At 37.9% G+C, this 23319-nt stretch carries 23 protein-coding genes, 4 tRNA genes and 1 pseudogene; 3 read left to right on the forward strand and 25 right to left on the reverse strand.

Annotated elements, in window-relative coordinates; genetic code table 11:
- Positions 1–39: 39 nt before the first annotated feature.
- From G6W42_RS06605 to G6W42_RS06640, 8 genes are all read right to left on the reverse strand, one after another.
- Positions 40–3135: a type I restriction endonuclease subunit R gene (locus tag G6W42_RS06605; protein WP_194173404.1), complete on the reverse strand. Its 3096-nt coding sequence runs from the start codon at positions 3133–3135 to the stop codon at positions 40–42.
- A 10-nt stretch (positions 3136–3145) separates the two neighbouring features.
- Complete coding sequence (locus G6W42_RS06610; RefSeq protein WP_194173405.1) at positions 3146–4273, reverse strand: restriction endonuclease subunit S; 1128 nt, start codon at positions 4271–4273, stop codon at positions 3146–3148.
- Positions 4274–4402: 129 nt separating this feature from the next.
- Positions 4403–5956, reverse strand: a complete 1554-nt coding sequence (locus G6W42_RS06615) for a type I restriction-modification system subunit M (RefSeq protein ID WP_194173406.1) — start codon at positions 5954–5956, stop codon at positions 4403–4405.
- Between the two features lie 10 nt (positions 5957–5966).
- Positions 5967–6980: a bifunctional 3,4-dihydroxy-2-butanone 4-phosphate synthase/GTP cyclohydrolase II gene (locus tag G6W42_RS06620; protein ID WP_194173407.1), complete on the reverse strand. Its 1014-nt coding sequence runs from the start codon at positions 6978–6980 to the stop codon at positions 5967–5969.
- A gap of 560 nt (positions 6981–7540) precedes the next feature.
- Positions 7541–7617: transfer RNA gene (locus tag G6W42_RS06625), tRNA-Asp, on the reverse strand.
- 11 nt (positions 7618–7628) lie between these two features.
- Positions 7629–7704, reverse strand: a tRNA-Val gene (locus G6W42_RS06630).
- A gap of 16 nt (positions 7705–7720) precedes the next feature.
- A tRNA-Glu gene (locus tag G6W42_RS06635) sits at positions 7721–7796 on the reverse strand.
- A 14-nt stretch (positions 7797–7810) separates the two neighbouring features.
- Positions 7811–7886 (reverse strand) — tRNA-Lys (locus G6W42_RS06640).
- Positions 7887–8039: 153 nt separating this feature from the next.
- On the opposite strand from G6W42_RS06640, the pseudogene lepB reads away from it, so the two are divergent.
- Positions 8040–8738, forward strand: a pseudogene (lepB, locus tag G6W42_RS10535) (signal peptidase I).
- 162 nt (positions 8739–8900) lie between these two features.
- On the opposite strand, the gene G6W42_RS10840 reads toward lepB, so the two are convergent.
- From G6W42_RS10840 to G6W42_RS06730, 17 genes are all read right to left on the reverse strand, one after another.
- The gene (locus G6W42_RS10840) at positions 8901–9422 is read right to left on the reverse strand and encodes a ComEA family DNA-binding protein (protein ID WP_103601355.1); all 522 of its coding nucleotides are present in this window, start codon (positions 9420–9422) and stop codon (positions 8901–8903) included.
- Positions 9423–9558: 136 nt separating this feature from the next.
- Positions 9559–9915, reverse strand: coding sequence for a 50S ribosomal protein L19 (gene rplS / locus G6W42_RS06655; RefSeq protein ID WP_002941851.1), 357 nt, complete (start codon positions 9913–9915; stop codon positions 9559–9561).
- 8 nt (positions 9916–9923) lie between these two features.
- Complete coding sequence (gene trmD / locus G6W42_RS06660; RefSeq protein WP_194173409.1) at positions 9924–10616, reverse strand: tRNA (guanosine(37)-N1)-methyltransferase TrmD; 693 nt, start codon at positions 10614–10616, stop codon at positions 9924–9926.
- Positions 10613–11143 (reverse strand): ribosome maturation factor RimM, encoded by a 531-nt coding sequence (gene rimM / locus G6W42_RS06665; RefSeq protein ID WP_194173410.1) that lies wholly within the window; start codon positions 11141–11143, stop codon positions 10613–10615. The genes trmD and rimM overlap by 4 nt, the downstream gene beginning before the upstream one ends.
- Positions 11136–11378 carry a KH domain-containing protein gene (locus tag G6W42_RS06670; RefSeq protein ID WP_009293991.1) on the reverse strand — a complete coding sequence of 81 codons (243 nt, stop codon included), beginning with the start codon at positions 11376–11378 and terminating at the stop codon, positions 11136–11138. The genes rimM and G6W42_RS06670 overlap by 8 nt, the downstream gene beginning before the upstream one ends.
- Complete coding sequence (rpsP, locus tag G6W42_RS06675) at positions 11378–11605, reverse strand: 30S ribosomal protein S16 (protein ID WP_009293992.1); 228 nt, start codon at positions 11603–11605, stop codon at positions 11378–11380. Before rpsP ends, G6W42_RS06670 begins: the two co-directional genes overlap by 1 nt.
- A gap of 71 nt (positions 11606–11676) precedes the next feature.
- The gene (ffh, locus tag G6W42_RS06680) at positions 11677–13017 is read right to left on the reverse strand and encodes a signal recognition particle protein (protein ID WP_103575948.1); all 1341 of its coding nucleotides are present in this window, start codon (positions 13015–13017) and stop codon (positions 11677–11679) included.
- Between the two features lie 62 nt (positions 13018–13079).
- Positions 13080–13838: an RluA family pseudouridine synthase gene (locus G6W42_RS06685; protein ID WP_194173411.1), complete on the reverse strand. Its 759-nt coding sequence runs from the start codon at positions 13836–13838 to the stop codon at positions 13080–13082.
- Complete coding sequence (gene waaA, locus G6W42_RS06690; RefSeq protein ID WP_194173412.1) at positions 13835–14971, reverse strand: lipid IV(A) 3-deoxy-D-manno-octulosonic acid transferase; 1137 nt, start codon at positions 14969–14971, stop codon at positions 13835–13837. Before waaA ends, G6W42_RS06685 begins: the two co-directional genes overlap by 4 nt.
- Positions 14972–14979: 8 nt before the next feature.
- Entirely contained in the window at positions 14980–15687 is a 708-nt protein-coding gene (locus G6W42_RS06695) for a zinc ribbon domain-containing protein (protein WP_194173413.1), read from the reverse strand.
- 17 nt (positions 15688–15704) lie between these two features.
- Positions 15705–16427 (reverse strand): Nif3-like dinuclear metal center hexameric protein, encoded by a 723-nt coding sequence (locus tag G6W42_RS06700; RefSeq protein ID WP_194173414.1) that lies wholly within the window; start codon positions 16425–16427, stop codon positions 15705–15707.
- A 6-nt stretch (positions 16428–16433) separates the two neighbouring features.
- Positions 16434–17294 (reverse strand): glycine--tRNA ligase subunit alpha, encoded by an 861-nt coding sequence (glyQ, locus tag G6W42_RS06705; RefSeq protein ID WP_194173415.1) that lies wholly within the window; start codon positions 17292–17294, stop codon positions 16434–16436.
- A gap of 10 nt (positions 17295–17304) precedes the next feature.
- Entirely contained in the window at positions 17305–17721 is a 417-nt protein-coding gene (locus G6W42_RS06710; RefSeq protein ID WP_194173416.1) for a GyrI-like domain-containing protein, read from the reverse strand.
- 3 nt (positions 17722–17724) lie between these two features.
- Positions 17725–18198, reverse strand: coding sequence for a DUF3972 domain-containing protein (locus tag G6W42_RS06715; protein ID WP_194173417.1), 474 nt, complete (start codon positions 18196–18198; stop codon positions 17725–17727).
- 11 nt (positions 18199–18209) lie between these two features.
- Complete coding sequence (purE, locus tag G6W42_RS06720; RefSeq protein WP_194173418.1) at positions 18210–18704, reverse strand: 5-(carboxyamino)imidazole ribonucleotide mutase; 495 nt, start codon at positions 18702–18704, stop codon at positions 18210–18212.
- A complete protein-coding gene (locus tag G6W42_RS06725; protein ID WP_194173419.1) occupies positions 18701–19960 on the reverse strand; it encodes a U32 family peptidase in 1260 nt (419 codons plus the stop codon). Before G6W42_RS06725 ends, purE begins: the two co-directional genes overlap by 4 nt.
- The gene (locus G6W42_RS06730) at positions 19960–20718 is read right to left on the reverse strand and encodes a chemotaxis protein (RefSeq protein WP_194173420.1); all 759 of its coding nucleotides are present in this window, start codon (positions 20716–20718) and stop codon (positions 19960–19962) included. The genes G6W42_RS06725 and G6W42_RS06730 overlap by 1 nt, the downstream gene beginning before the upstream one ends.
- A gap of 136 nt (positions 20719–20854) precedes the next feature.
- Here G6W42_RS06730 and G6W42_RS06735 point away from each other — a divergent pair, with 136 nt between their 5' ends.
- On the forward strand, positions 20855–21634 hold the full coding sequence (locus G6W42_RS06735) for a histidinol-phosphatase (RefSeq protein WP_194173421.1): 780 nt from the start codon (positions 20855–20857) through the stop codon (positions 21632–21634).
- A gap of 87 nt (positions 21635–21721) precedes the next feature.
- Positions 21722–23152: a type I glutamate--ammonia ligase gene (gene glnA / locus G6W42_RS06740; RefSeq protein ID WP_009294014.1), complete on the forward strand. Its 1431-nt coding sequence runs from the start codon at positions 21722–21724 to the stop codon at positions 23150–23152.
- Positions 23153–23319 lie beyond the last annotated feature (167 nt).

A 23319-nucleotide genomic window follows, 5' to 3' on the forward strand; every position in this document is an offset into this window, starting at 1 on the left:
GCCAAATGCAAAACTATAAATTTTGCTTAAAAACGTCTCTTAAACCGACGAGCCAACCTCTTTAAATTTATCAACAAAATGCGATATCTCATCGATCACTTTTTGCCTGATTATTGGATAGTTTTTATTTAAAGGACTAATCTTAGGCAGTATCTCGCCTATTTGCGTTCCACTTTGGCTAACAAAGCCACTCTTTAACGACGAGCTTATAAACCTTCTTGCGCCAGCCTCATCTAAATTTAAAGAAGCGATAAGCTCGTCCGCCTCTTTTTTCATCACAACTTTTGCAAATTTAAAAAACTCTTCTATCACGCTGGCTCGGTCTTTAAATTTATCCAAGTCGCTTTGGTTTATAAAATCAACTATCAACCCCTCTTTTGAGCGGTTTTCTAAGCTCGAGCGGATGATGCGACGCACCTCATCAGTAAGTGCTGCTTTATCTTTTATCTTTTTATTATGCTCAAATATCAAACCCAAAATATAGTCTAAATTTATCTCCTGAGACTTTAGCAGATCAACCTCAAATACCACATCATCCCAGTTTATCCTCTCTTTTTCCTTCTCTTCACCAGCCTTTTCTTTTCTTAACCACTCTCTTATATCATTATATGTCCCGCGGTAGTCTTGTAAAGCCCTTGCGTTTGGCACTTTTATGCTTTGCATCTCTTTGATTTGTTCATCACTTAAGCCAAATTTATCCCTAAACTCACATACTGCTTTTTTATCGTCTAAATTCAGATCTTGCAAAGCCCTTAGAGCAACAAACTCATCGTAGTTTTGCAAAGCATTTTCTACCCTTAGATACTCTCCAAAAAGCTTTACAAATTCTTTCTTATCCTTTTGCGTCTCTATCTTAGTAGGATCAGGGAATTTCGCCTCTAGCTCGCTTACTACATCTACAAAGCCCCTTTTTGCCTCGCCAGATATCGCATCTGTAAAGCCATCCATATACTCTTTATAGCTTTTTTCGAGTATGACGCTTTTAGTGCTGCCTTTACCAAAAAGAGTTATAGCATCTTCTGTCGCTTTTTCTAGGTCTCTAAATGTCACGATATTGCCAAAAGTTTTTGTAGCACCATAAATTCTATTTGTCCTAGAGTATGCTTGTATGAGTCCGTGATAGCGTAAATTTTTATCCACAAATAGCGTATTTAGACAAGGCGCGTCAAATCCAGTTAAAAACATACCCACAACCAAGAGCAGATCGATCTCTTGCTTCTTTGTGCGCTCGCTTAGATCTCGGTAGTAGTCTTGAAACGACCCGCCATCAACGCTAAAATTTGTCTTAAAAAAAGCGTTGTAGTCTTTTATCGCACTACTTAAAAACTCTTTTGAGCTAACGTCCATCGCCTCTGGCTCAAAGCCCTCATCAGCTATCTCACCAACCATATCTTGCTCTTCATTTTGTGAAAAAGAAAATATTGTCGCTATCTTTAAAACTCGCTCTTTGTTGCTTTGCAAATTTTTAAACGCTTCATAATAAAGCTTTGCCGCCTCTATAGAGCTTACTGCAAACATAGCGTTAAAGCCCTTGCCACTTGCGTTTAAGCGGTGAGTTTTTTGATGAAATTTCTCTAGCACATACTCAGAAATTTCTTTGATACGCTCAGGGTGTAAAAATGCACTTTTATTCTCAGCTGCACTTAGCTTTAGCTCATCTTTTTCTGTCTCTATGCTCTTAAATTTAGGCACGACGTTGTTATAATCAACCTTAAATTTAAGCACCTTCTCATCTCTAATTGCATCGACTATCACATATTCATGAAGCGAGCTTCCAAAGACACTTTGCGTCGTCTCTGCTCCGATGGCATTTTGAGGAAATATCGGCGTTCCAGTAAAGCCAAACTGATAAAATTTCTTAAATTTCTTCTTTAAATTTTTCTGTGCTTCACCAAACTGAGACCTGTGGCACTCGTCAAATATAAAAACAACCTCTTTTTGATATATACTTAGATCATCTTCGCTTTTCATTAGGTTATTTAGCTTTTGTATAGTTGTTACGATGATCTTTCCGTCATCTTTTTGAGTGTTTCGCTTTAGTTCTGCTGAGCTAACTGAGCCATTTACGCTATCTTTTGAAAATTTTTGATACTCCTTCATGGTCTGATAGTCAAGGTCTTTTCTATCCACCACGAAAAAGACTTTATCTATAAATTCAAGCTGCGTAGCAAGCCTAGCTGCCTTAAAGCTAGTTAGCGTCTTGCCAGATCCTGTCGTATGCCATATAAAGCCGCCACCTTCTGGCTTTGCGTAGCATTTAGCATTATGCGAGCTATTTATCTTCCAAAGTATGCGCTCAGTCGCTGCTATCTGATAAGGACGCATTATAAGCAAGGTGTTATTTGTATCAAAGATGCAGTATTTGCTCAGTATGCTAAGAAGTGTATTTTTCGCCAAAAATGTAGCTGTAAAGTCCTTTATATCTTTTATGGCTTCGTTTTTTGAATTTGCCCAGTTTATAGTAAAGTCAAAGCTGGTTTTATCCCGCTTGGTTGTGTTTGCAAAGTATCTTGTATCTGTGCCATTTGAGATGATAAAAATTTGCAAATATTTAAAGAGAGAATTTGATGAGTTAAAGCTCTCTTTTGAGTAGCGATGAATTTGATTAAAGGCTTCTCTTATCGCCACGCCTCGCTTTTTAAGCTCTATTTGCACGAGCGGCAAGCCATTAACAAGTATAGTGACATCATATCTGTTGTGCGATGAGCCAGTTTGCTCAAACTGATTTATCACCTGCAGGCTGTTTTTAGCGATATCTTTTTTATCGATAAGGCAGATATTTTGTATATGCCCATCTTCAAAAGTAAAGTCATAGATATGATCATCTTGTATCTTGCGGGTCTTTTCTATTATGCCATCGTTTGGCTTGTCGATATACTCTTCAACTAGCCTTTTCCACTCTGAGGGGCTAAATTTAACGTTATTTAGCCTCTCTAGCTGCTCTTTTAAATTTAGTAAAAGCGCTGTTTGAGAGTTTATATCTTTTTTATACTCATAGCCTTGTTTTACAAGGTCATCTATAAGCTCACGCTCCATATCCGCTTCGCTTTGGTAGCTTGAAGACTGAGGCAATCTCTCATATCTATCTAAAACGATGAAATTTTCTGACTCAAGTATGGTTTTACTCTCTATCATTTTTACGCCTTTATGCTGTCATTTTTGGTTTGAAATTTAAAAGTAGCTCTCTGTAATACTCATACTGCTTGCGCCTTAGCTCTATCTCTCGTGGCAAGCCTTCGGTTATAGAATTTACAAGCGTATCAAATTTATCTAAGATATCAACGACTTTTTGCTGTGTTTGAAGTGAGGGGATAGGGATTTTTATTTTAGAATACTTGCTAATCCAATAACGTTCGTGATTTGTTGGTTCAAATTTTATACATCTCATTGCATAATACACAAATCTAAAATTAGTTTTTTGATTATCTCTATTGTTTAATATTTTAATAGCTGATGATTTAACTTTAAAATCAAAATCTACCCATTGAAACGAAGTCGTAAAATCATCAAATATTATTGTGGGATTTTCAAGAGCCTTATAAATTCCAAAAGTTTCGTTTGTATAGCCTAATAAAAAACTTTGTCCTGCCGTTAAAACAGGTATTCCAAATTTTTCTTTATAATTTGTATCATTGACAATAAAATTTGCGGGCTGAGTATAACCTAAAATTTCTCCAAGCATTTTTAGCTCACACCCCCCCCCATTTTTATCAAGCTCGTCAAAGCTTAAAAGAAAGTCGCGGTAAAATTCATACTGCTTTTTCCTAGCTTTAAGCTCTGCTGTAAGCTCTGCTGTAAGAAGCGTGAAAGAGTCTAAGATACGGACTATTTCACGCTGCACTTCCATCGGAGGCACAGGGAGTTTGATTTTTGAAACATCTTTTGCATAGACGTGCGGAATACCTGCGCCTTGCTTCATATTGTAGATTTTTTCTTGCTTGCTTAGTAAAAAATGATACACAAATTTTATAATTACCCTGTTTTCTTGTGATTTTATAGAAAATGCATCCGCAACAAAAATTGGTCTATTCCAATACATTATAAAACCAGCATATGCCCCACTTCCAGCAATAGTTATTGTTTCTCCATCTCTATTATATTTATTGTGATAATATGCTGGTCTTTGCCCTCCACTAATTACTGGAATATCACCATCATTTATATCTTTTGAAGTTATTGTATTCCCGCGCTCTAATTCACAAATCTCCCTAAGCTCTCTAAATTCAACCCCATCAGGACAAAGCTCATTTATAAGATCAAAAATTTTACTCATTTCAAGCCTTTTAAAATTTTGCTCGACTTCGCGAGTGAAATTTCGGAGCCATCGCTCGCATTGCTACGCAATATGCTCCACTCACTCGCAAAGAGATGGATATAAAGCAGTTCAGATCAAAAATTTTACTCATCTCTCGCCATCCAGCTCTATCTGCGCGATGATATCATCTATCTGCGAGCGTAAATTTGATATCTTAGCCACGGTCTCTTTTATCTGCAAATTTAGCTCATTTATGTCTATCTTCTCGCGTGTATCTTTTGGCTCGACATAGGAGCTTACTGCTAGGTTGTAGTCATTTTGGGCGATAGTGTCATTATCCACCGATGTAGCTACGTGGGCGATCTCTTCTTTACCAGCAAAAATTTCTACTATCTTTTTAATGTGCTCATCGGTTAAAACGTTATTATTTGTCCTTTTTTCAAAAAACTCGCTAGCATCGATAAACTGCGTTTTATTTTCAGTTTTGTGTTTTGAGAGCACAAGGATATTTACAGCGATCGATGTGCCGTAGAAGAGATTTGGCGCTAGGGCGATGATGGTTTCGACGAAATTTTCTTTTACAAGATACTCACGTATCTTCTTTTCTGCACCACCTCTATAAAAAATGCCAGGAAAGCTAACGATAGCGGCTCGCCCCTTGGCTGAAAGATAGCTAAGAGCATGCATGATAAAGGCAAAGTCTGCCTTGCTTTTAGGCGCTAGCACGCCAGCTGGAGCAAATCTAGCATCATTTATAAGTGTGGGATCATCGCTGCCGATCCAGTTTATGGAGTAAGGAGGATTTGAGACGATAGCGTCAAATGGCTTATCGTCCTGAAGCTTTGGGTCTAAAAGCGTGTCGCCAAGCTCTATGTGAAATTTAGAGTAGTTTATGTTGTGTAAAAACATATTCATACGAGCAAGGTTAAATGTCGTGTGGTTTATCTCTTGTCCAAAAAAGCCCTGCTCTACCTCATGCTTGTCAAATCTCTTTTTAGCTTGCAAAAGTAGCGAGCCTGAGCCACAAGCTGGATCGTAAATTTTATTTACACTTTCTTGTCCGTGCATGGCTAGCTCAGAGATGAGCTTTGAAACATTTTGCGGAGTGAAAAACTCGCCACCTGACTTGCCGGCATTTGCAGCGTAGTTTGAGATGAGAAACTCATAAGCATCGCCAAAAAGATCGATGTGATTATCTTTAAAGTCACCAAAGTCAAGCCCAGCAACTCCGTTTAAAACAGCAGCAAGCCTTCTATTTTTATCTGCGACGCTATTGCCAAGTCTGTTGCTAGTCGTATCAAAGTCAGCAAAAAGACCTTTGATATCTTGCTCTGACTCATAGCCAGCGGCTGAGCCTTCGATACTTTTAAAAATTTGATCCAGATCGGTATTTAAATTTGCATTATTTGAGGCATTTTTTACAACATTTTTAAAAAGCTGGCTAGGATAGATGAAGTAGCCCTTTTCTTCTATGATGACTCTTTTTTGCTCGTCAAGTATCTCATCGTCGCCCATGCTAGCGTAATCGAGGCTCTCATCCCCGGCCTCTATGTAGTCGGTGAAATTTTCGCTGATAAATCTATAAAACAAAGTTCCAAGGACATACTGCTTAAAGTCCCAGCCATCAACAGCACCCCTTACTTCATTTGCGATGCTCCAAATTTGATTTTGTAAGGCTCTGCGTTGTGCCTCTTCGCTCATTTTATCTCCTTTAAATTTCCTTATAGCCGACTATATTTAGTCCAAAACCGGCTAAGCTTACAAATTCTTTATTTTTATTTGAGCTTAGAAGCTCGATATCCTTTACGCCAAAGTGATTTAAAATTTGCGCTCCGATGCCGTAGTCTTTGCTCGAATTTTGGTTGTCGCTATCTAAAAAGATCAAAATTCCACCATTTTGGCTTAGAAATTTGATAGTTTTTAAAAGCTCTTCGTATTTTGGACTGCTCAAAAGCTCGTGATCGGCAAGGATCTTTTGAAATTTGACATTTGCCTTACTCTTTGGCTCGCCAAAAAGATAAGCTGAGTGGATTTTGCCTTTGTGATCGGTGATATCGTATCTTGCTGCAGCGCAGTCTGCGATCATCACGTCACTTTTTTCACCAACTCTTATGAGGCTTTCATGGCTTAGTCTATACTCAACCAAGTCAGAAACGCTGATCATATTTAGCCCAAATTTCTTGCAAAACTCCTCTAAATAGTCACGTCTTGCCATCGTGCCATCTTCTTTTACGATCTCGCATATCGAAGCCATCGGACTAACGCCAGCAAGCTTGCAAAGATCGACCGAGCCCTCGGTGTGGCCTGTGCGAACAAGCACGCCGCCATTTTTGGCGATAAGTGGAAAAATGTGTCCTGGGCGCACGAAGTCCTCAGGCTTTGAGCTGGCCTCTGCTGCAAGCCTGATCGTCATATCGCGCTCATATGCGCTAACACCCGTTGTTGCGTCCTTTGCGTCGATCGTAACCGTAAAAGCTGTCTCGTGGCTTGATGTGTTTTTAGTTACCATTAGTGGCAGATCAAGCCTTTTTGCATTCGCCTCGTCCATCGCAAGACAGAGCACGCCCTTTGCATGAGTGATAGCAAAATTTACCTTTTGCATGTCGCTACTAGCTGCTGAAAAGACCAGATCACCCTCATTTTCGCGGTCCTCATCATCAACCATTACGACCATTTTTCCATTTTTTATATCTTCAATCGCTCTTAATACATTTTCAAGTGCCATGTTTTTCCTTTTGCTGATTTTTACGTGATTATATTGATTTTTCAATAACTAAGAGATAAAAATAATATTTTTTCTTTGTCGGTAATCACTTTTGAGAAAAAATAGAATTTACACCAAAATTTAAGCTTTTGAGACTAAATTTAACTATTTAGTAGGATAAATTTATCTCACAAAAGCATAAAATTTAAATGCATATTTCGTGATAAAACAAATTTTGACTTTAAATTTTAAAAAATGCCTTAGACAAAGACAAATTGCTATTTTAGTTCGCTAATGACGATATGAAAGATAATTGAAATTTACATTAAATAAAAAAGTATAGTTTGATAAGTAGGCTTAAAATTTAAATATTTTTATTTAAAAACGCGAGCCAAATTAGGCTCTCATCGTTATTTTAGCTATAAAAGTAAAAATTTTTAATAGAAAAAATATTTTGGATTTCTCTAAAGACAATATTTTATGTATTATTTTACATATTATTTAACAGAATATTTTTATAAAAAGTTTGCATTAAATTTAAAAAAACAAAAATAAGAAAATATGAAAAATTTAAAAGTAGATGGCGCAGCGGACGGGGCTCGAACCCGCGACCTCCGCCGTGACAGGGCGGCATTCTAACCAACTGAACTACCGCTGCACCTAAAGTAATGGTGGTCGCTATAAGACTCGAACTTATGACATCCACCTTGTAAGGGTGGCGCTCTACCAACTGAGCTAAGCGACCTAAAATTTAAAATATCTGGCGACCCTTAGAGGATTTGAACCTCTGTTCCTACACAGAGAAAGTAGAGTCCTGAGCCACTAGACGAAAGGGTCATAAACCCAAAAAATGGTGTCCTGCGTTGGATTTGAACCAACGGCCCCCTCATTAAAAGTGAGATGCTCTACCGACTGAGCTAGCAAGACATGATTATTTGAAAAGAATTGAGATTATACAAAAAACATTATTATATGTCAAGAAAAAACCTGCTATATCTAATCGTCTTGATATATTAAGGTCAAAACCAAAAAAATACTATACAATTGCATCCAACTTAGTAGATAAAGGATGCTTTCTTTATGAAAAAATTTTTTATAAAATTTATACTTGGTATCATTGCAGTATTTATCCTAATACAAATATTTTTCTTAAGAATATACTTTGTTCCTACAAGCTCAATGGAGCCAACATATAAGATTAATTCGGTTATAGTTGCAACTCTTTTTGACTACGGCATATTAAACCCATATAGCCCTTTCTCGCAAACGCCTCTTATCTCATCAAAAGCCGATAGTGGGCACATATTGATTCTACTGCCCGTCCGGAGCGTGGAGATGTGATAGTTTTTAGAAATCCACTAAGTCCAAAAAACTCACCTTATGAAACGCGTTTTTGCTGTTGGTGGGGATGAGGTTCGATTCACTTGTGACGGTCTTTATTTAAAACGTCCGCAAGACAAAGAATTTATTTTTGATCCGTATAAAGAACAATTTGCAGGTATACACTATGATGAAGACAGTGCAATGATGTTTAATGCCTTAGAACATGAGTATCAAAAAGGGCTAGAAGAAACTCTTAATAATAAAGACACTTCAGAAATGGCTTCATCTAAATCAAATTTAGATACTCCGGATTGTCAAAATGCTTTTATATGGAAATTAGAAAAAGATACGTTTTTCATGGTTGGCGACAACCGCAATCACTCTTTTGATAGTCGTTTTTTCGAGGCAGTTCCATATAAATTTTTAGTTGGCAAAGTTAGATGGCAGCTATTTTGACACAATTTAGAAAAACGCCTTGACCAAAGATTAAAATAAAACAAATTATCGGATCAATGAAATTTAAAGAAGGTTGTGATATTTTTTGTCAATTATAATTAAAAGAAAAAATATATGAATTTATAAAACCCACTTGTAAAGACAAGTGGGTTTTAAAATGTTTTATTTCTCTAGTTTTTCTTTAAGTTTTTCTTTTTTAGATTTAGCTTTTGAAGCAGCTTTTTCTTTCTTTTCTTTTACCTTGTCAACAACTTTGTCTTTTTCATCTTTTGCTTTTTCACCCATACTAGTTTCATCTTCTTTGCTAGAAGTTAGCTCTTCTTTAGTTTTAGAAGCTTTCTTTTTAAATTTATCTTTTTTATCAGAGATTTTATCTTTCATCTCGTCTTTTGCCTCATCCATTTTCTTCTTACTAGCTTTTGCTTTTTCGCTTACTTCGCTCTTGCCAGTAGTAGAAATTTCACCCTTTAGGTTATCAAAAGTTTTATCGCCGATGCCATTTACATTTTTAAGATCGTCAATTGAGTTAAATTTATTTGCTTTTCTATACTCAATGATAGCATCTGCTTTTGCACTGCCGATACCATCAAGACTCATAAGCTCCTCTTTTGTAGCTGTGTTTAGATTGATTGCTGCCATAGCCAAAGACGCAATAGCTGCAAGTGAAATCAAAATCTTTTTCATTTTTATTCCTTAAAAGTAAATTTGAAGTAAAATTCTAGCAAAGAGTGATTAATGAAGTATAAATATGAAGTAATATAAAAATGATTTTAAATATAGTTTATAGGAGAGAATCCCTGAAAATTTCAGGGAAAAAGTTTTATTTTCTAAGTTCGCGGATCTTAGCTGCTTTACCACGTAGTTCGCGTAGATAGAATAGCTTAGCTCTTCTAACACGACCTTTTCTAAGAACCTTTATCTCTTCGATAGAGTCACTAAAGATTGGGAAAATTCTCTCAACACCAACACTGTTAGCACCTATTTTTCTGATTATAAATGTTTCGCCGGTGCCGCTACCACGTCTAGCTATACAAATGCCTTCAAAATTTTGAATTCTCGTTTTGTCTCCCTCGTGAATACGAGTAGCCACACGCAATGTATCTCCTGCACGGAAGTCAGGGATATTCTTACCAGCAATTTGAGCATTTTCAAACGCTTCAATGTATTTATTTCTCATGTTTTTCCTTATTTATGTGGCTTTAGCTTTTGATATAAATCAGGGCGAAAGTACCTTGTTTTGCAGTGAGCCATCTTGTTTTTCAAGTTGTGGATTTTAGCATGATTACCCTTTAAAAACTCTGAAACCACAAAGAGAGATTTAAAATTATCAGGTTTTGTAAAAGATGGGGCTTCAAGCAAATTATCTTCAAAACTCTCCACTTCAAGGCTCATGTCGTTTCCCAAAACCCCAGGCACGTTTCTTGATACCGCGTCACTCATACAAAGTGCAGGCAGCTCTCCGCCTGTTAAAATAAAATCACCTATGCAAAAAACTTCGTCCGCCCAAAGCTCAACAACTCTCTCATCAAGACCTTCATATCTACTGCAGACAAAACAAATATGATCTTTTTTAGAGAGCCTTTTCGCGTCATTTTGACTAAATTTTTTACCAGCTGGCGTCAAAAAAATAACATGGGCATTTTTATCTTTTTCTTTTAAAAATTTGATCGACTCATCCAAAGGCTGCGGAAACATCAAAAGCCCTGCTCCACCTCCGATCATATAGTCATCAACTTTATTATGTTTGTCTTTGGTAAAATTTCTTGGATTTATGAAATCAATTTCAATAAATTTATTGCTAATCGCACGTTTTAAAATAGAATCGCAAAAGTAAGGTTTAACTAAATTTTCAAAAAGTGTAATAAACGTAAATTTCATGAATTTTCTAAGATATCTCTAGCGCCTTTTACCAAAATCTCTCCACTATCCAAATTTACGCTTTCGATAAAACGCTCCAAATATGGAATGTAGAAATTCTTTGGTTTACCAGCCGTAATAAGCACTTCATCAGTTTTTATGTATAAAAGTGAGTTTGCAAAATTATCTTGAATATCTTCTACAATACCCAAAATTTCACCATTTTCTACGACTTTTAATCCAATGATATCAAACTGAAAAAATTCATCTTTTTTTAGTTTGCAGTTTTTTCTAGTAAGTTCTTTTGTGGTATAGATAGTTCTATTTACGAGTGTTTTAGCAAGGTCTAAGTCATCAAAATTTTCAAACAAAACCAGCTCTTTTGATCTGTTGTAGTCTTTTATGATGAGCTGATCATTGTTTTTATCAAAAAAGGTCGCGCCCTTTTTAAATTGCTCTGGGAAGTCGCTCTTGTTGTGAAGCTTCAAATAGCCCTTTAAACCAACACATCTCCCGATGGTAGCGACTTCAACAATATCACTATTCAATAGCTTTTACCGTTACCCTATAACTTGTATTGTCTTTTGCTTTACAGCCAATAATAACGGTCTTTATAGCATTTATCATTTTGCCGTCTTTACCGATAAGCTTTCCAGTATCAACCTTATCAGCACTTATAATGATCTCGACAAAATTTTCACCAAGCTCTTGACGCTCAATAGTCACCTTTTCAGGAAAATCAGCTATCAGCTTGGCGTATTCGTATAAAAAATTTTCAACCATTATTTTGTAATTTGTGCAACTCTGTCGCTAAGTTTAGCACCGACGCTTTTCCAGTAATCCAATCTCTCTTTGTTGAAATTTATAACATTTGGCTCAACCATAGGGTTGTAATAACCAATGCTCTCTATCCAACCGCTATCGCGTCTTTTTCTGCTATCTGTAACAACTATACGATAAAAAGGTCTCTTTTTACGTCCCATTCTTGTTAGTCTTACTACTGTTGCCATATTATATTCTCCTCTTGTTTTTAAATAAAGCTTAAATTTAGATAACAAATATCCAAATTTAAACCCTTTTATCAAACAGGTCTTTTTAAATTTGCTTGAGAAAGCATGTTTGCAAGTCCTTTTGCTCCGCCCTTTCCTGAAAATTTCTTAGCAAGCTTTGAGGCATTTTCAAACTGCTTTAAAAAGCGATTTACCTCTACTTGAGATAGTCCAGAGCCAGCTGCTAAACGCCTTTTTCTGCTATTGTTTAAAAGGTCTGGATTTTCACGCTCTTTTTGCGTCATAGAATTTATCATAGCCTTAATATGCAAAATTTCTTTTGAATTATCAAGATCTATATCTTTTATCTGATTTGCAAGTCCTGAAAGTCCAGGTATCATCCCCATCAAAGATTTCATACTACCAAGCTTTTTAACGCTTTCCATTTGATCTAAAAAGTCGTTAAAGTTAAACTGACCTTTTTTTATCTTTTGATTTAGACGTTTCGCCTCTTTTTCATCTATAATTGTCGATGTTTTCTCAACCAAAGTAGCTAGATCGCCCTCGCCCATTATACGGCTTACGATACGATCTGGTATAAAGCTCTCGATATCAGCTACTTTCTCGCCAGTACCGACAAATCTAAGTGGGATATTTAACTGTTTTGCGATGCTAATAGCTACGCCGCCCTTTGAATCAGAGTCAAATTTAGAAAGGATAACTCCAGAAATTCCCAAAATTTCATTAAAACTTGTAGCTGTCTTTACGGCGTCTTGACCACTCATGGCGTCAGCTACGTAGAAAATTTCATGTGGATTTATTGCATTTTTTACATCTTTTATCTCTTGCATCAACTTTTCATCGATCGCAAGACGACCAGCGGTATCCACTAAAAGCACATCATAAAGACCACTTTTTGCTTTTTCTAGTGCTTCTTTAGCTACTTTTATAGGGTTGTTTTCATTTTCTATATAAAAAAGATCGATCTCATTTGCAACGCAGAGCTGTCTTAGCTGCTCAACAGCTGCCAATCTTTGCAAGTCACAAGCAGCAACTAAAACTTTTTTCTTTCTTAGTTTTAGATAGTTTGCAAGCTTGATAGTTGTCGTTGTTTTACCGCTACCTTGCAAGCCAGCCATCAAAACAATAGTCGGTGCAACTGGCGCATAGACAAAGCCTTGGTTGCCAGGTGCTGTTAAGATAGTCGTTAAATTTGACTTGATCGCATCTAAGAAATTCTTTTGACCAACGCCAGTTTGCTTTAGTTCGCTTTCGATAGACGCAAGTAAATCTTTAGTGACTTTGTGGTGAACATCAGCTTTTAAAAGAGCTTTTTTAAGCACGTCAAGTGCGTTTTTTAGAGCTTTTTCATCATCTACAAAACGTATCTTACTAACGGCTAATCTAAAAGACTCGCTAATTTGTTCGAACACTAATCACCTTTCTAAGTTGTTATTAAAGGGCGTATATTACTAAATAATTTCTTTATTGCTCTTTAAATTTCAAATTTATTAGATATCTCAAATCCAAGAGAGTTAAATTCTTTTGGTATCGGGGCTTTAAATTTATAGTTTAAAAGAGCGATAGAATAAGCATGTAAAAACATTCTATTTGCTCTATTTTTGCCGTATTTCTCATCGCCAACTATTGGTAAATTTAAACTAGCCAAATGCACTCTTATCTGGTGCGTTCTGCCTGTTTTTATGGCAACTTTTACCAGCGTTTTTTTGCCCACAACCATGAGTGGTGAAATTTCACTGATCGCCTCTTTACCATCTTTTGAGATCTTTGAAATAGCACCATTTTTATTTTTTATCGTTAAGATCGGCTCATTTACGACCACATCCTCGCTCATGATACCCCTAACTGCGGCCACGTAAATTTTCTCAACCTTCATCTTTTTAAACTCATTTATGGCAAGGCTTGCAAATTCATCATTTTTTACAAGAAGTAGCACGCCGCTCGTGTCTTTATCGAGCCTGTGAAGGAGTGGAAATTTATATATTTGGCTGATTTTTTCACTAGTTACGGCGGCTGGTTTGTTAATGGCTATTAAATTTTCATCTTCAAAGATAACGCTTGGTTTTGGCATCTCTTCGACGTTAAATTTAGTATTTTCACTCATCAAGGCACGAGCTATCATCACCTTTTGCCCCTTGGCATAGACTAGTCCGCTGTCGATTAGCTCCTTTGCCTCGTTGTTTGAGATATTTTTTTGTTTGGCTAAAATTTTATACGCTTTTTCTTCACTCATAAAGTGCTCCTTATATCTTCTATGATCGCATCAGCGCTTGCTTGCACGGCGATCTTACTCTTTTTGGCGCCACTACCCATTATGCCACCTATCTCGCTTGCCTTTGCGATGTAGATGTTTTCAACTAGGTTAAATAGCGCCTTTTGGTTAAATATAAACTCGCCGCTAATTATCACTGGGTTAAATTTAGCGCACTCGATTGGATTATGCCCGCCGATATTTGGCACAAAACTGCCTCCAAGCACGACTATATCGCTAATGGCATAGACATTTACGAGCTCGCCTAAAGTGTCAAGTAAATTTACCTTTGCTTCAAATTTATGTGTTTGGCTAAATTTTGCAAAGCTAAAATCATGCTTTTTAGCGTACTCACTAGCTAGCTTTTCCACTTCTGCAAATCTCTCAGGATGGCGAGGTGCGATGATCAAAAGATCATTTTCTTTTAAATTTAAATTTGCTAGTATCATCTCTTCTTCGCCAGCATGCGTGCTTGCTAGTACGATCACTCTAGCTTTTGGCTTTTTATAAATTTTACTCACGCTTGGTAAAAATGCAGCTTTTATGTTGCCAACGACCTCTATTTCGCCCGCTCCAAGCGATCTTAGTCGCTCTTTATCAAGCTCGCTTTGGGCGTAAATTTTATCTATAAATTTAAAAAGATATCTATAAAAGAAGCTAAATTTTAAGTAGCTTTTATAACTTCTATCTGAAATTCTAGCATTTATAAGGATCACGCGACTGCCATTTAGCTTTGCCATAAAAACTAGCATAAGCCAAAGCTCTGCCTCAAAAATGACCAAAATTTTGCTCTTTTTTAGCCAAAACGGCAAGAAAATTTCAAATGGCAAAAATCTTGTGTTAGAACAAATTTTACTAGCCGCTTCAAAGCCTGTATTTGTCACCACGCTTATGGCTTTGCTATCAAATTTTTGCATCAAGGGCTTAAGCGCTTGCACTTCGCCAAACGAGCAAGCGTGAAAATGCACATCTGCATCTTGAAATTTTGGATTATCAAAGAGAAAAAAACGTGCTGGGATCGATCTGCGGTACTTTTTTTTAAAACTTAAGAAAAGTAGGAAAATAGCCCCAAAAAGGTAGAGTATTGAGGCTAAAAAATAATATATTATTATCACGAAACGTGTTATTGCTCTTGTTTATACAAAATTCTGCCACAATGCGGACAAGTAACGATATCTTCGCCTTTTACAACCGCAGAGAAAGTCTTATCATTTATCTGCATAAAGCAGCCATAACAAGCTTGTTTTTTAACTGGCACAACGGCTGTGTTATGAGCCCATTTTCTGATCTTTTCGTAAAATGCTAGGATCTTTTGATTCATTGCAGCGACAAGTTTATCTTTTTTAGCATAAACCTCTTTGCGCTCTTTTTCGATCTTTTCAAGCTCAGATGAAACCTCGCTTTTTATCTTTTCTAAATTTCCTTCAAGCTCTATTTTTTTAGCATTTAGCTCATCTTTTTGAGCATTTTTATTATCTATTAGTTTCTCAAGTCTAGCGATCTCTTCGTTTGCTGCTTCAAGCTGCTCTTTTGCGATGTCTTCTTCAAGACCTAGCGCTTTTATCTCTTTTTCGCTTTTTGCACTTGAGCTTTTTTTAGCTACATCTTTGATCTTAGCACTAAATTCTGCGATATGGGCATTTGTGCCTGATTTTTGTGATTTTAGATCATTTACCTCTTCATCAAGTCTTTCTACATTAACCAATATAGTTTCACACTCTTCTTCTATGTTTTTATAGGCTTTTTCTACTTCTTGTATGCGCGGCGTGAAACCATCTATTTGTTTGTCAAGATCAGATAATTCAACTAATTGTTGCAAATATTTATTCATAATGTTTCCTTTTTTTGTTAGCAATATGTAAATGGGTTTTTAGAATTGCTTATTATAACTTCAATTTTTAGATTTTGCAAATATTTTGCTAAAAAATCACTAAAATAACGCTCGCTTTCATAGTGGTTTATGTCGATCAAATTTAGTCCATTTTCCTTTGCATAAAGTGCTTGGTGATACTTTAGATCGCCAGTTAAAAAGGCGTCTGCTTTGACATCTTGGATGAGATCTGCGCCGCTTCCAGTGCAGATACAAATTTTAGAAATTTCATCTTTTGCATGAACTACTCTTAAATTTTCTAGCCCAAGTTTTTCTTTTACAAATTTACAAAGCTCACCAAATTTCATATTCACATCAGCGTAGATCAAAAAGCCCTCTTTGCTTGAAATTTCAAGCCCCAAAACCTGCGTCGCAAATTTTTCATTTAAAAATGCAAGATCAGCATTTGTGTGAAGCGATATGAGCGAGATATTTTTTATCACCATCTCTCTTATGAGCGAGCTTGGATAGAGGCTGTAGTCTAGGCGCTTTAGCCCCTTAAAAATGAGCGGATGGTGAGTGATGATGAGCGAGTTTGGCAAGACATTTTGCAAAAGCTCGCTATCAAGATCAAGGCTTAGATAAATTCGCTCAAATTCGCTGTCAAATGAGCCAACCTGCAGGCCGCTATTATCCCAGCCCTCTTGGCTCGCAAATGGGCAAAATTCATCTAATTTTTTATAAATTTCAGCTATTTTCATCAAATTTTACTTTTGCTCTAAGCTCTCTTTATATGTTAGCGCGCACTCTTTGGCTAGCTCACGAATTTTTAAGATGTAGTCTTGTCTTTGCGTCACGCTTATCGCTCCGCGCGCGTCAAGGACGTTAAACGTATGAGCTGCAAGCATGCAGTAGTCGTAGGCTGGCAGTGAAATTTTAGCCTCCAAGCAGTGTTTGCACTCGTTAAAAGCGTTTTCAAACTGATTAAAAAGCATATCAACATTTGCCACTTCAAAGTTGTATTTACTCCACTCATACTCGCCTTGTTTATGCACGTCGGCGTAGGTTACGATGTTGCCATTAGAGTCGTCCCAAACGATGTCGTAGACGCTATTTACGTCCTGCAAGTACATCGCTAAGCGCTCAAGGCCGTATGTTATCTCGCCAGATATGAGCTCGCATGCGATGCCGCCCACCTGCTGAAAATAGGTAAATTGCGTCACTTCCATGCCATCTAGCCAGACCTCCCAGCCAAGTCCCCAAGCGCCCAGCGTCGGGCTCTCCCAGTTGTCTTCTACAAAGCGAATATCGTGATTTTTCAAATTTAGACCAAGTCTTTCAAGGCTTTTTAGATAAAGCTCTTGGATATTTTCTGGGCTTGGTTTTATGAGCACTTGAAACTGATAGTAAGCACCAAGGCGGTTTGGGTTTTCGCCGTATCTACCATCAGTCGGACGGCGGCTTGGAGCTACGTATGCGGTCGCCCATGGCTTTGGTCCAAGGCTTCTTAAAAATGTCGCCTGATGATATGTGCCCGCACCTGCTGGCATATCGTATGGCTGAAGTATGACGCAGCCTTGCTCTTGCCAATAGTTTTGAAGCGTTAGTATTATTTGCGAAAATGTCATTTTTTGCCTTTTATTTTATTGATATATAAATTTCTATTTTATCTTTTAGGTATTTTTCAAAGTCCGTTTTATAGGCTCTTTCTAGCTCACTACTTTCAAAATATCTCCAAATTTCACCCCAAAATTTTGCAACATTTTGTGGCTCATTTGTAAAACTAAAAAGAGCGTACTTTCCGCTTTGTATCTTTAAATTTTCATCACCTTTTTGGCGTGATATTGTGCCGATAAAGTTATCGTAATGTCCATTAAGATCACTTTCGTAGTTGCAGTAAATGCTATAAATTTCACTCTTGCCATCATAGTATTCACTCATAAATTTAGACCATAAAGCTGGAATTTTACCCTCACCGCCTATCTCGTCTTCATTTTTAGTGCGAGTTTTTACTCCATAAATTTCAAAGCTATTTTCTAAATTTATAATCTTCATAAACTACTTTTGTCCATTGAAATTTTCAACCGCTTGGTTCCACATGAGCTTGTATTTTCGTTTTAAAAATTCAACTTCATCTTGTGAAATTTTAAGCTGTTTTGTAAGCGCCTCAACCGTTTTTCTATCCTCGTCATAGAGCTCTTGCATCGAAATGAGCGCCTCTTTTAAAAATTTATTCTCATTTCTTAATGTTTCAAGCGTCTCATCTTTTGCGTCAAGCACCTTTTCGTGTAAATTTAATATCGTGCCGATCGTCTTTTCGACAAAGGTAAAACCATCTTGGCTTTGCGGCTGCAAGGATAAATTTTGCGAAACACTAGGCACCACGCTCATCGTTCCCTCGCTCGCTTCTATCAAAATTTCTCCATTTTCCTCTTTGGTTTTCAAAACGCCACGATTTATCATATCCTCGATAACTTCGCGCTCCAAGTGCACAAGTTTGCAAAATTCATCAACTCCAAGATAGGTCTGCACCGCTTCTCCTTTTATAGTATCACTTCAACCTTTGAAGAATCATCCTCTAAAGCCTTTATCTTTGCCTCTCTGTCGGCTTTGAGCTCCTTTGCTAGCCCCTCATCTTCAAGGGCTAAAATTTGCACCGCAAGATAGGCTGCATTTATCGCGCCCGCTTTGCCGATAGCTAAGGTCGCTACTGGCATACCACTTGGCATTTGCACGGTTGAGTAAAGTGCATCAACGCCGTTTAGAGCTGAGCCAGCCATTGGTATGCCGATCACTGGTTTTGTTGTATTTGCAGCGATCGCTCCAGCTAGGTGAGCTGCCATGCCAGCAGCTGCGATGAAGACTTTTGCCCCTTTTTTCTCGGCATTTGCGACGTATTCGCTAGTTCTTTTTGGGCTTCTGTGGGCTGAGCTGATTATCAGTTCATATTTTACGCCAAATTTCTCCAGAGTTTTTGCCGTCTCGCTAACGATCTCATAGTCACTTTTACTTCCCATTATAATAGAAACAAATTTCATATTTTCTCCCTTAAAAAACTAAATTTTGGCAGCTTAACGCCGAGGTTTATCTCATTTTCATTGCCGCTATGAATTTCGCTCATGACCTTGCCTTTTTTGGTGATGAGCTGTTTAAATTTGATAAATTTCTTGCCATCTTGCGAATAGACCTTTGAGATTTCATTTTCACTATCATCTATATGTGAGCCAGTCGGCGCTACGATCTCGTAGCCTTTATCTGGGAAAATTTTATACTTGCACTTAAAAAACTCACCATCTTCACTTATCGCATTTACTTGATGAGTGCCCTCTTCTAGGCTACTTGTGTGATTTTGCGTATCGGTTCGCTCATAAGGTCTATGCACCAAGTAGCCGTCCGTAAAGCCACGATTTTTCAGCGTATTTATCTCATTTTCATAAATTTGCGCATCAAATTTATCGTCTAGTGCATCATCTATCGCCATTTTATAGGCTCTTGCTGTGCAAGCCGCGTAATACTCGCTCTTTGTGCGGCCCTCGATCTTAAAGCTATCTATCACGCCGCTATCAACGATCTCTTTGATGTGTGAGATGAGGCAAAGGTCCTTTGAGTTCATGATGTGAGTGCCGTTTTCGTCCTCTTCTAAGCGAAAAAGCACGCCACTATCCTCGTTTTTGGCGTAGAGTTCATACTTAAATCTGCAGTCATTTGCACAGCTGCCACGGTTTGACATACGTCCACTTTGCACTGAGCTTACTAAACACCTGCCAGAGTATGCAAAGCACATCGAGCCATGGACAAAAATTTCGATATCAAGGGTTGGAATTTCCTCTTTTATCTTTATAACATCTTTTAAATTCATCTCACGTGCCACGACAATTCGTTTTGCGCCCATATCGTGATAAATTTTGGCATCCAAAACGTTCATAACATTTGCCTGAGTAGAGAGGTGTATCTCGATATCTGGAGCGATCTCTTTTGCTAGGCTCATAACGCCTGGAGTTGCGATGATAAAGGCATCTGGCTTCATTGCTGAGATGGTTTGCAAGTGCCTTTTTAGCGGCTCTATCTGAGAGTTAAAAGGGAAGGCATTTATGGTCGCATAAAATTTCTTTCCCTTTTCATGAGTGTAGTCTATCGCCTCTTTGAATGTTTCAAGGTTAAACTCCCTTGCCGATCTAGTCCTTAGCGAAAAGCTAGCCACCGAGCCATAAACAGCGTCGGCTCCGTATTCAAGGGCGATTTTAAGTTTTGTTAAATTTCCAGCTGGAGATAAAAGCTCAGGCCTTTTTAGCACTATTTTTTACCCAGACTTTCTATCAAGGCTTCGATGTCGTCGTTGCTGACAAGGTTTTCTGTCGTTGTATCACCAGCGATATGAACAGCAGAGCCAACACGTTTTTCATCGTCGATACGACCTTCAAACAATGTATTCATATATTTGCTAAGTGCCCTCATAACGTTGATAACACGCTCTATCTTTTGCCTGTGGATGTCTTGATACTGCATCATATCCATAGCCATCATGATCTCATCTTGTCCCATTTGTAAATTTCCGATGATATTATCGATCGTGCCAAGAAGCGAGTTATTTTTCTCTAAAGCCTCGCTAAATGCGGCGATATTTGGAAATTTCTCACTTAGCGTCGTAAATAGCTCAACGTTTGAGTTTATCGCATCTTTTAGGCTATTTGAGTCGCTCTCAGCGTCCATAAAAAAGTTATTTATCGTCTCAAGCTTGTCAAACATCTGAGTAGCTTTCTCTTCGCTATCTCTTGTCACATCGTCAAGCTGATGCACCATTTTATGGTCTTCAGTCGGTGGTGGTGGTGGCCAAACGCCGTCTGCGCTCACTCTGTAGTTTTCGCTCTGTTTTGAGCTACTCTCCGACTTTGCTTGTGGCTCATCTGCTTTAGCACTCATTGCCTCTGCAACTTCTGCTACCTCGTCTGTTTCCTCTTTGACGTCCGCGACCTCTTGGCTGGCATCTTTAGTATCACCTAAATCATCCTCTAATCCGCCCGCCATAAGCGCGTCAAGTTCCTCTTGGGTCATAAAAGCTCCTAATAAAATTTGCCTTGATTATATAGGATTTAAATAAAAAGAAAGTTTAAAAAGTATGCGTTTATCTTTAAATTTATCAAATTTTAGGTAGCATTTTTGAAAAATAAACGACTTTAAAAGGCTAAAAATGACCGTCGATCTTCACAACCACACACCGCTTTGCAACCACGCAGTTGGCGAACCGCTAGAATTTGTGAGATGCGCCATAAAAGCTGGCACAAGATACTTTGGCTTTAGCGATCACGCACCGATGAACTACGATGAAGCTTATAGGATGAAATTTGAAGAGATGCAAAGCTACGAAGACGAAATTTTACGTTTAAGAGATGAATTTAGCGGCGAGATAGAAATTTTACTTGGTTATGAGATGGACTTTTTAGATGGCTTTATGGACGAGCGAGTTTTTGCTAGAAAGGTTGATTATCTAATAGGCTCTGTGCATTTTTTTAACGGCTGGGCGTTTGACAACCCTGAATTTATCGGCGGCTACGAGGGCAAAGACTTGGATCAAATTTGGCAGGAGTATTTTGACCACATAGAAAGATCGGCTAGGCTTGGTAAATTTGACATCATGGGACACATCGATCTTTTAAAGCTATTTAAATTTTTACCCAAAAAAGATGTCAGGATCCTAGCCAAAAACGCCATAAAAGCGATAAAAGAGGCAAATTTGGTAGTCGAGATAAACGCAGCTGGCTTTAGAAAGCCTATCGGCGAGCAATATCCAAGCGTAAATTTACTAGAGCTAATCGCTGAAAATGACATCACTATCACCTTTGGCTCAGACGCTCACGCCAAAGAAGATATCGGTAAAAACGGCGAAATTTGCGAGCAGATAGCTAGAAATTTGGGATATTCAAAGTGTGCGATATTTAAAAACAGAGATAGAGAATTAGTAAAATTTTAGTTTGGGGTCAAATAAAATATAAAAATAATCTTAAATATAAAATTTTGTGATACAATACGAAAATTAAAAACCAGAAGGAGATAAAAAATGGGAAAATTTGTCCAAAACATCGATCATTTTTTTGATTTTTGCAAAGAAAATGAAGTTAAATTTGTAGATTTTAGATTTACCGATCTAAATGGCGCTTGGCACAGCATAAGCTACAACATAAAAGCTGTTACAAAAGAGAATTTCACAAACGGCATCCCAATGGACGCTAGCTCGATGAATGGCTGGCAGCCTATCGACAAGAGCGATATGATAATGAAGCCAGAAGCAACATCTGCGTTTTTGGACCCATTTACCTCTGACATCACAGTCGTTGTTTTTTGCGATATCTACGACATTTACAAAGGTCAAATTTATGAAAAATGCCCTCGCTCGATCGCAAAAAGAGCGATGCAATATGTAAAAGATAGCGGACTTGGCGATGAGGCATATTTTGGCCCTGAGAATGAATTTTTTGTATTTGACAATGTCAAAATCATCGACAGCCCAAACTGCGCGATGTATCAAGTAGATAGCGAAGAAGGCGAGTGGAACGACGCTGCAGACTTCAAAGATAGCTACAACACAGGTCACCGCCCACGCAGAAAGGGCGGCTACTTGATGACCCAGCCAATCGACAGCATGGTCGATCTAAGAGCTGAAATGATGCAGGTTTTAGAGCAAGTTGGTCTTGAAGTATTTTTAGGACACCACGAAGTCGCACAAGGTCAAGGCGAGATCGGCGTGAAATTTGGCAACCTAGTCGAGGCTGCTGACAATGTTCAAATTTACAAATACGTCGTTCGAATGGTCGCTCACCTAAACGGCAAGACAGTTACATTTATGCCAAAACCGCTTTATGGCGACAACGGCAGCGGCATGCACGTGCATCAATCAGTCTGGAAAGATGGTAAAAATTTATTCTACAAAGAGGGCAACTACGCAAATTTAAGTGACTTTGCAAGGCACTACATCGGCGGCGTTTTAAAACACGCAAGAAGCGTTGCAGCCTTCACAAACCCAAGCACAAACAGCTATAAACGCCTAATCCCAGGCTTTGAAGCGCCATCTATCCTAACCTACTCAAGCCAAAACCGCTCAGCGAGCATCCGCATACCTTACGGCGCCGGTGAGAAGTCAGTTAGAGCTGAGATGAGATTTCCAGATAGCACAGCAAACCCTTATCTAGCCTTCTCAGCGATGCTAATGGCGGGCCTTGATGGCGTTAAAAACAAATACGAGCCAGTTGGTCCGATGGATGAAAATTTATTTAAACTTCACCTAGATGAGATCAGAGAGCGTGGCATCGAGCAGCTACCACACACACTTCGTGGCAGCCTTGAAGCGCTTATCCGCGATAACGAATACCTAAAACCGATAATGAGCGATCTTTTCATCGACACTTATCAGCACATGAAATTTGAAACTCAGGTTTGGCCTTACGAAGCACGTCCAACCGCTTATGAGTTTAAGACCTGCTTCTCTTGCTAAAAAAGAAGTCTCTAAGCTCATTTTGGGCTTGGAGACTTTTTTTAATCAAATTTAAAATATAAAATCCTGCGATTATTAAATTTAGATCTAAATCCAGTAAGCTCTATTGCTTGGAAATTTTTTTACCACAACAGATAAATATTTTAAAAATATAAAATCTATATAGT

The organism is Campylobacter concisus, assembly GCF_015230015.1.
Classification (GTDB): Bacteria; Campylobacterota; Campylobacteria; order Campylobacterales; family Campylobacteraceae; genus Campylobacter_A; species Campylobacter_A concisus_AF.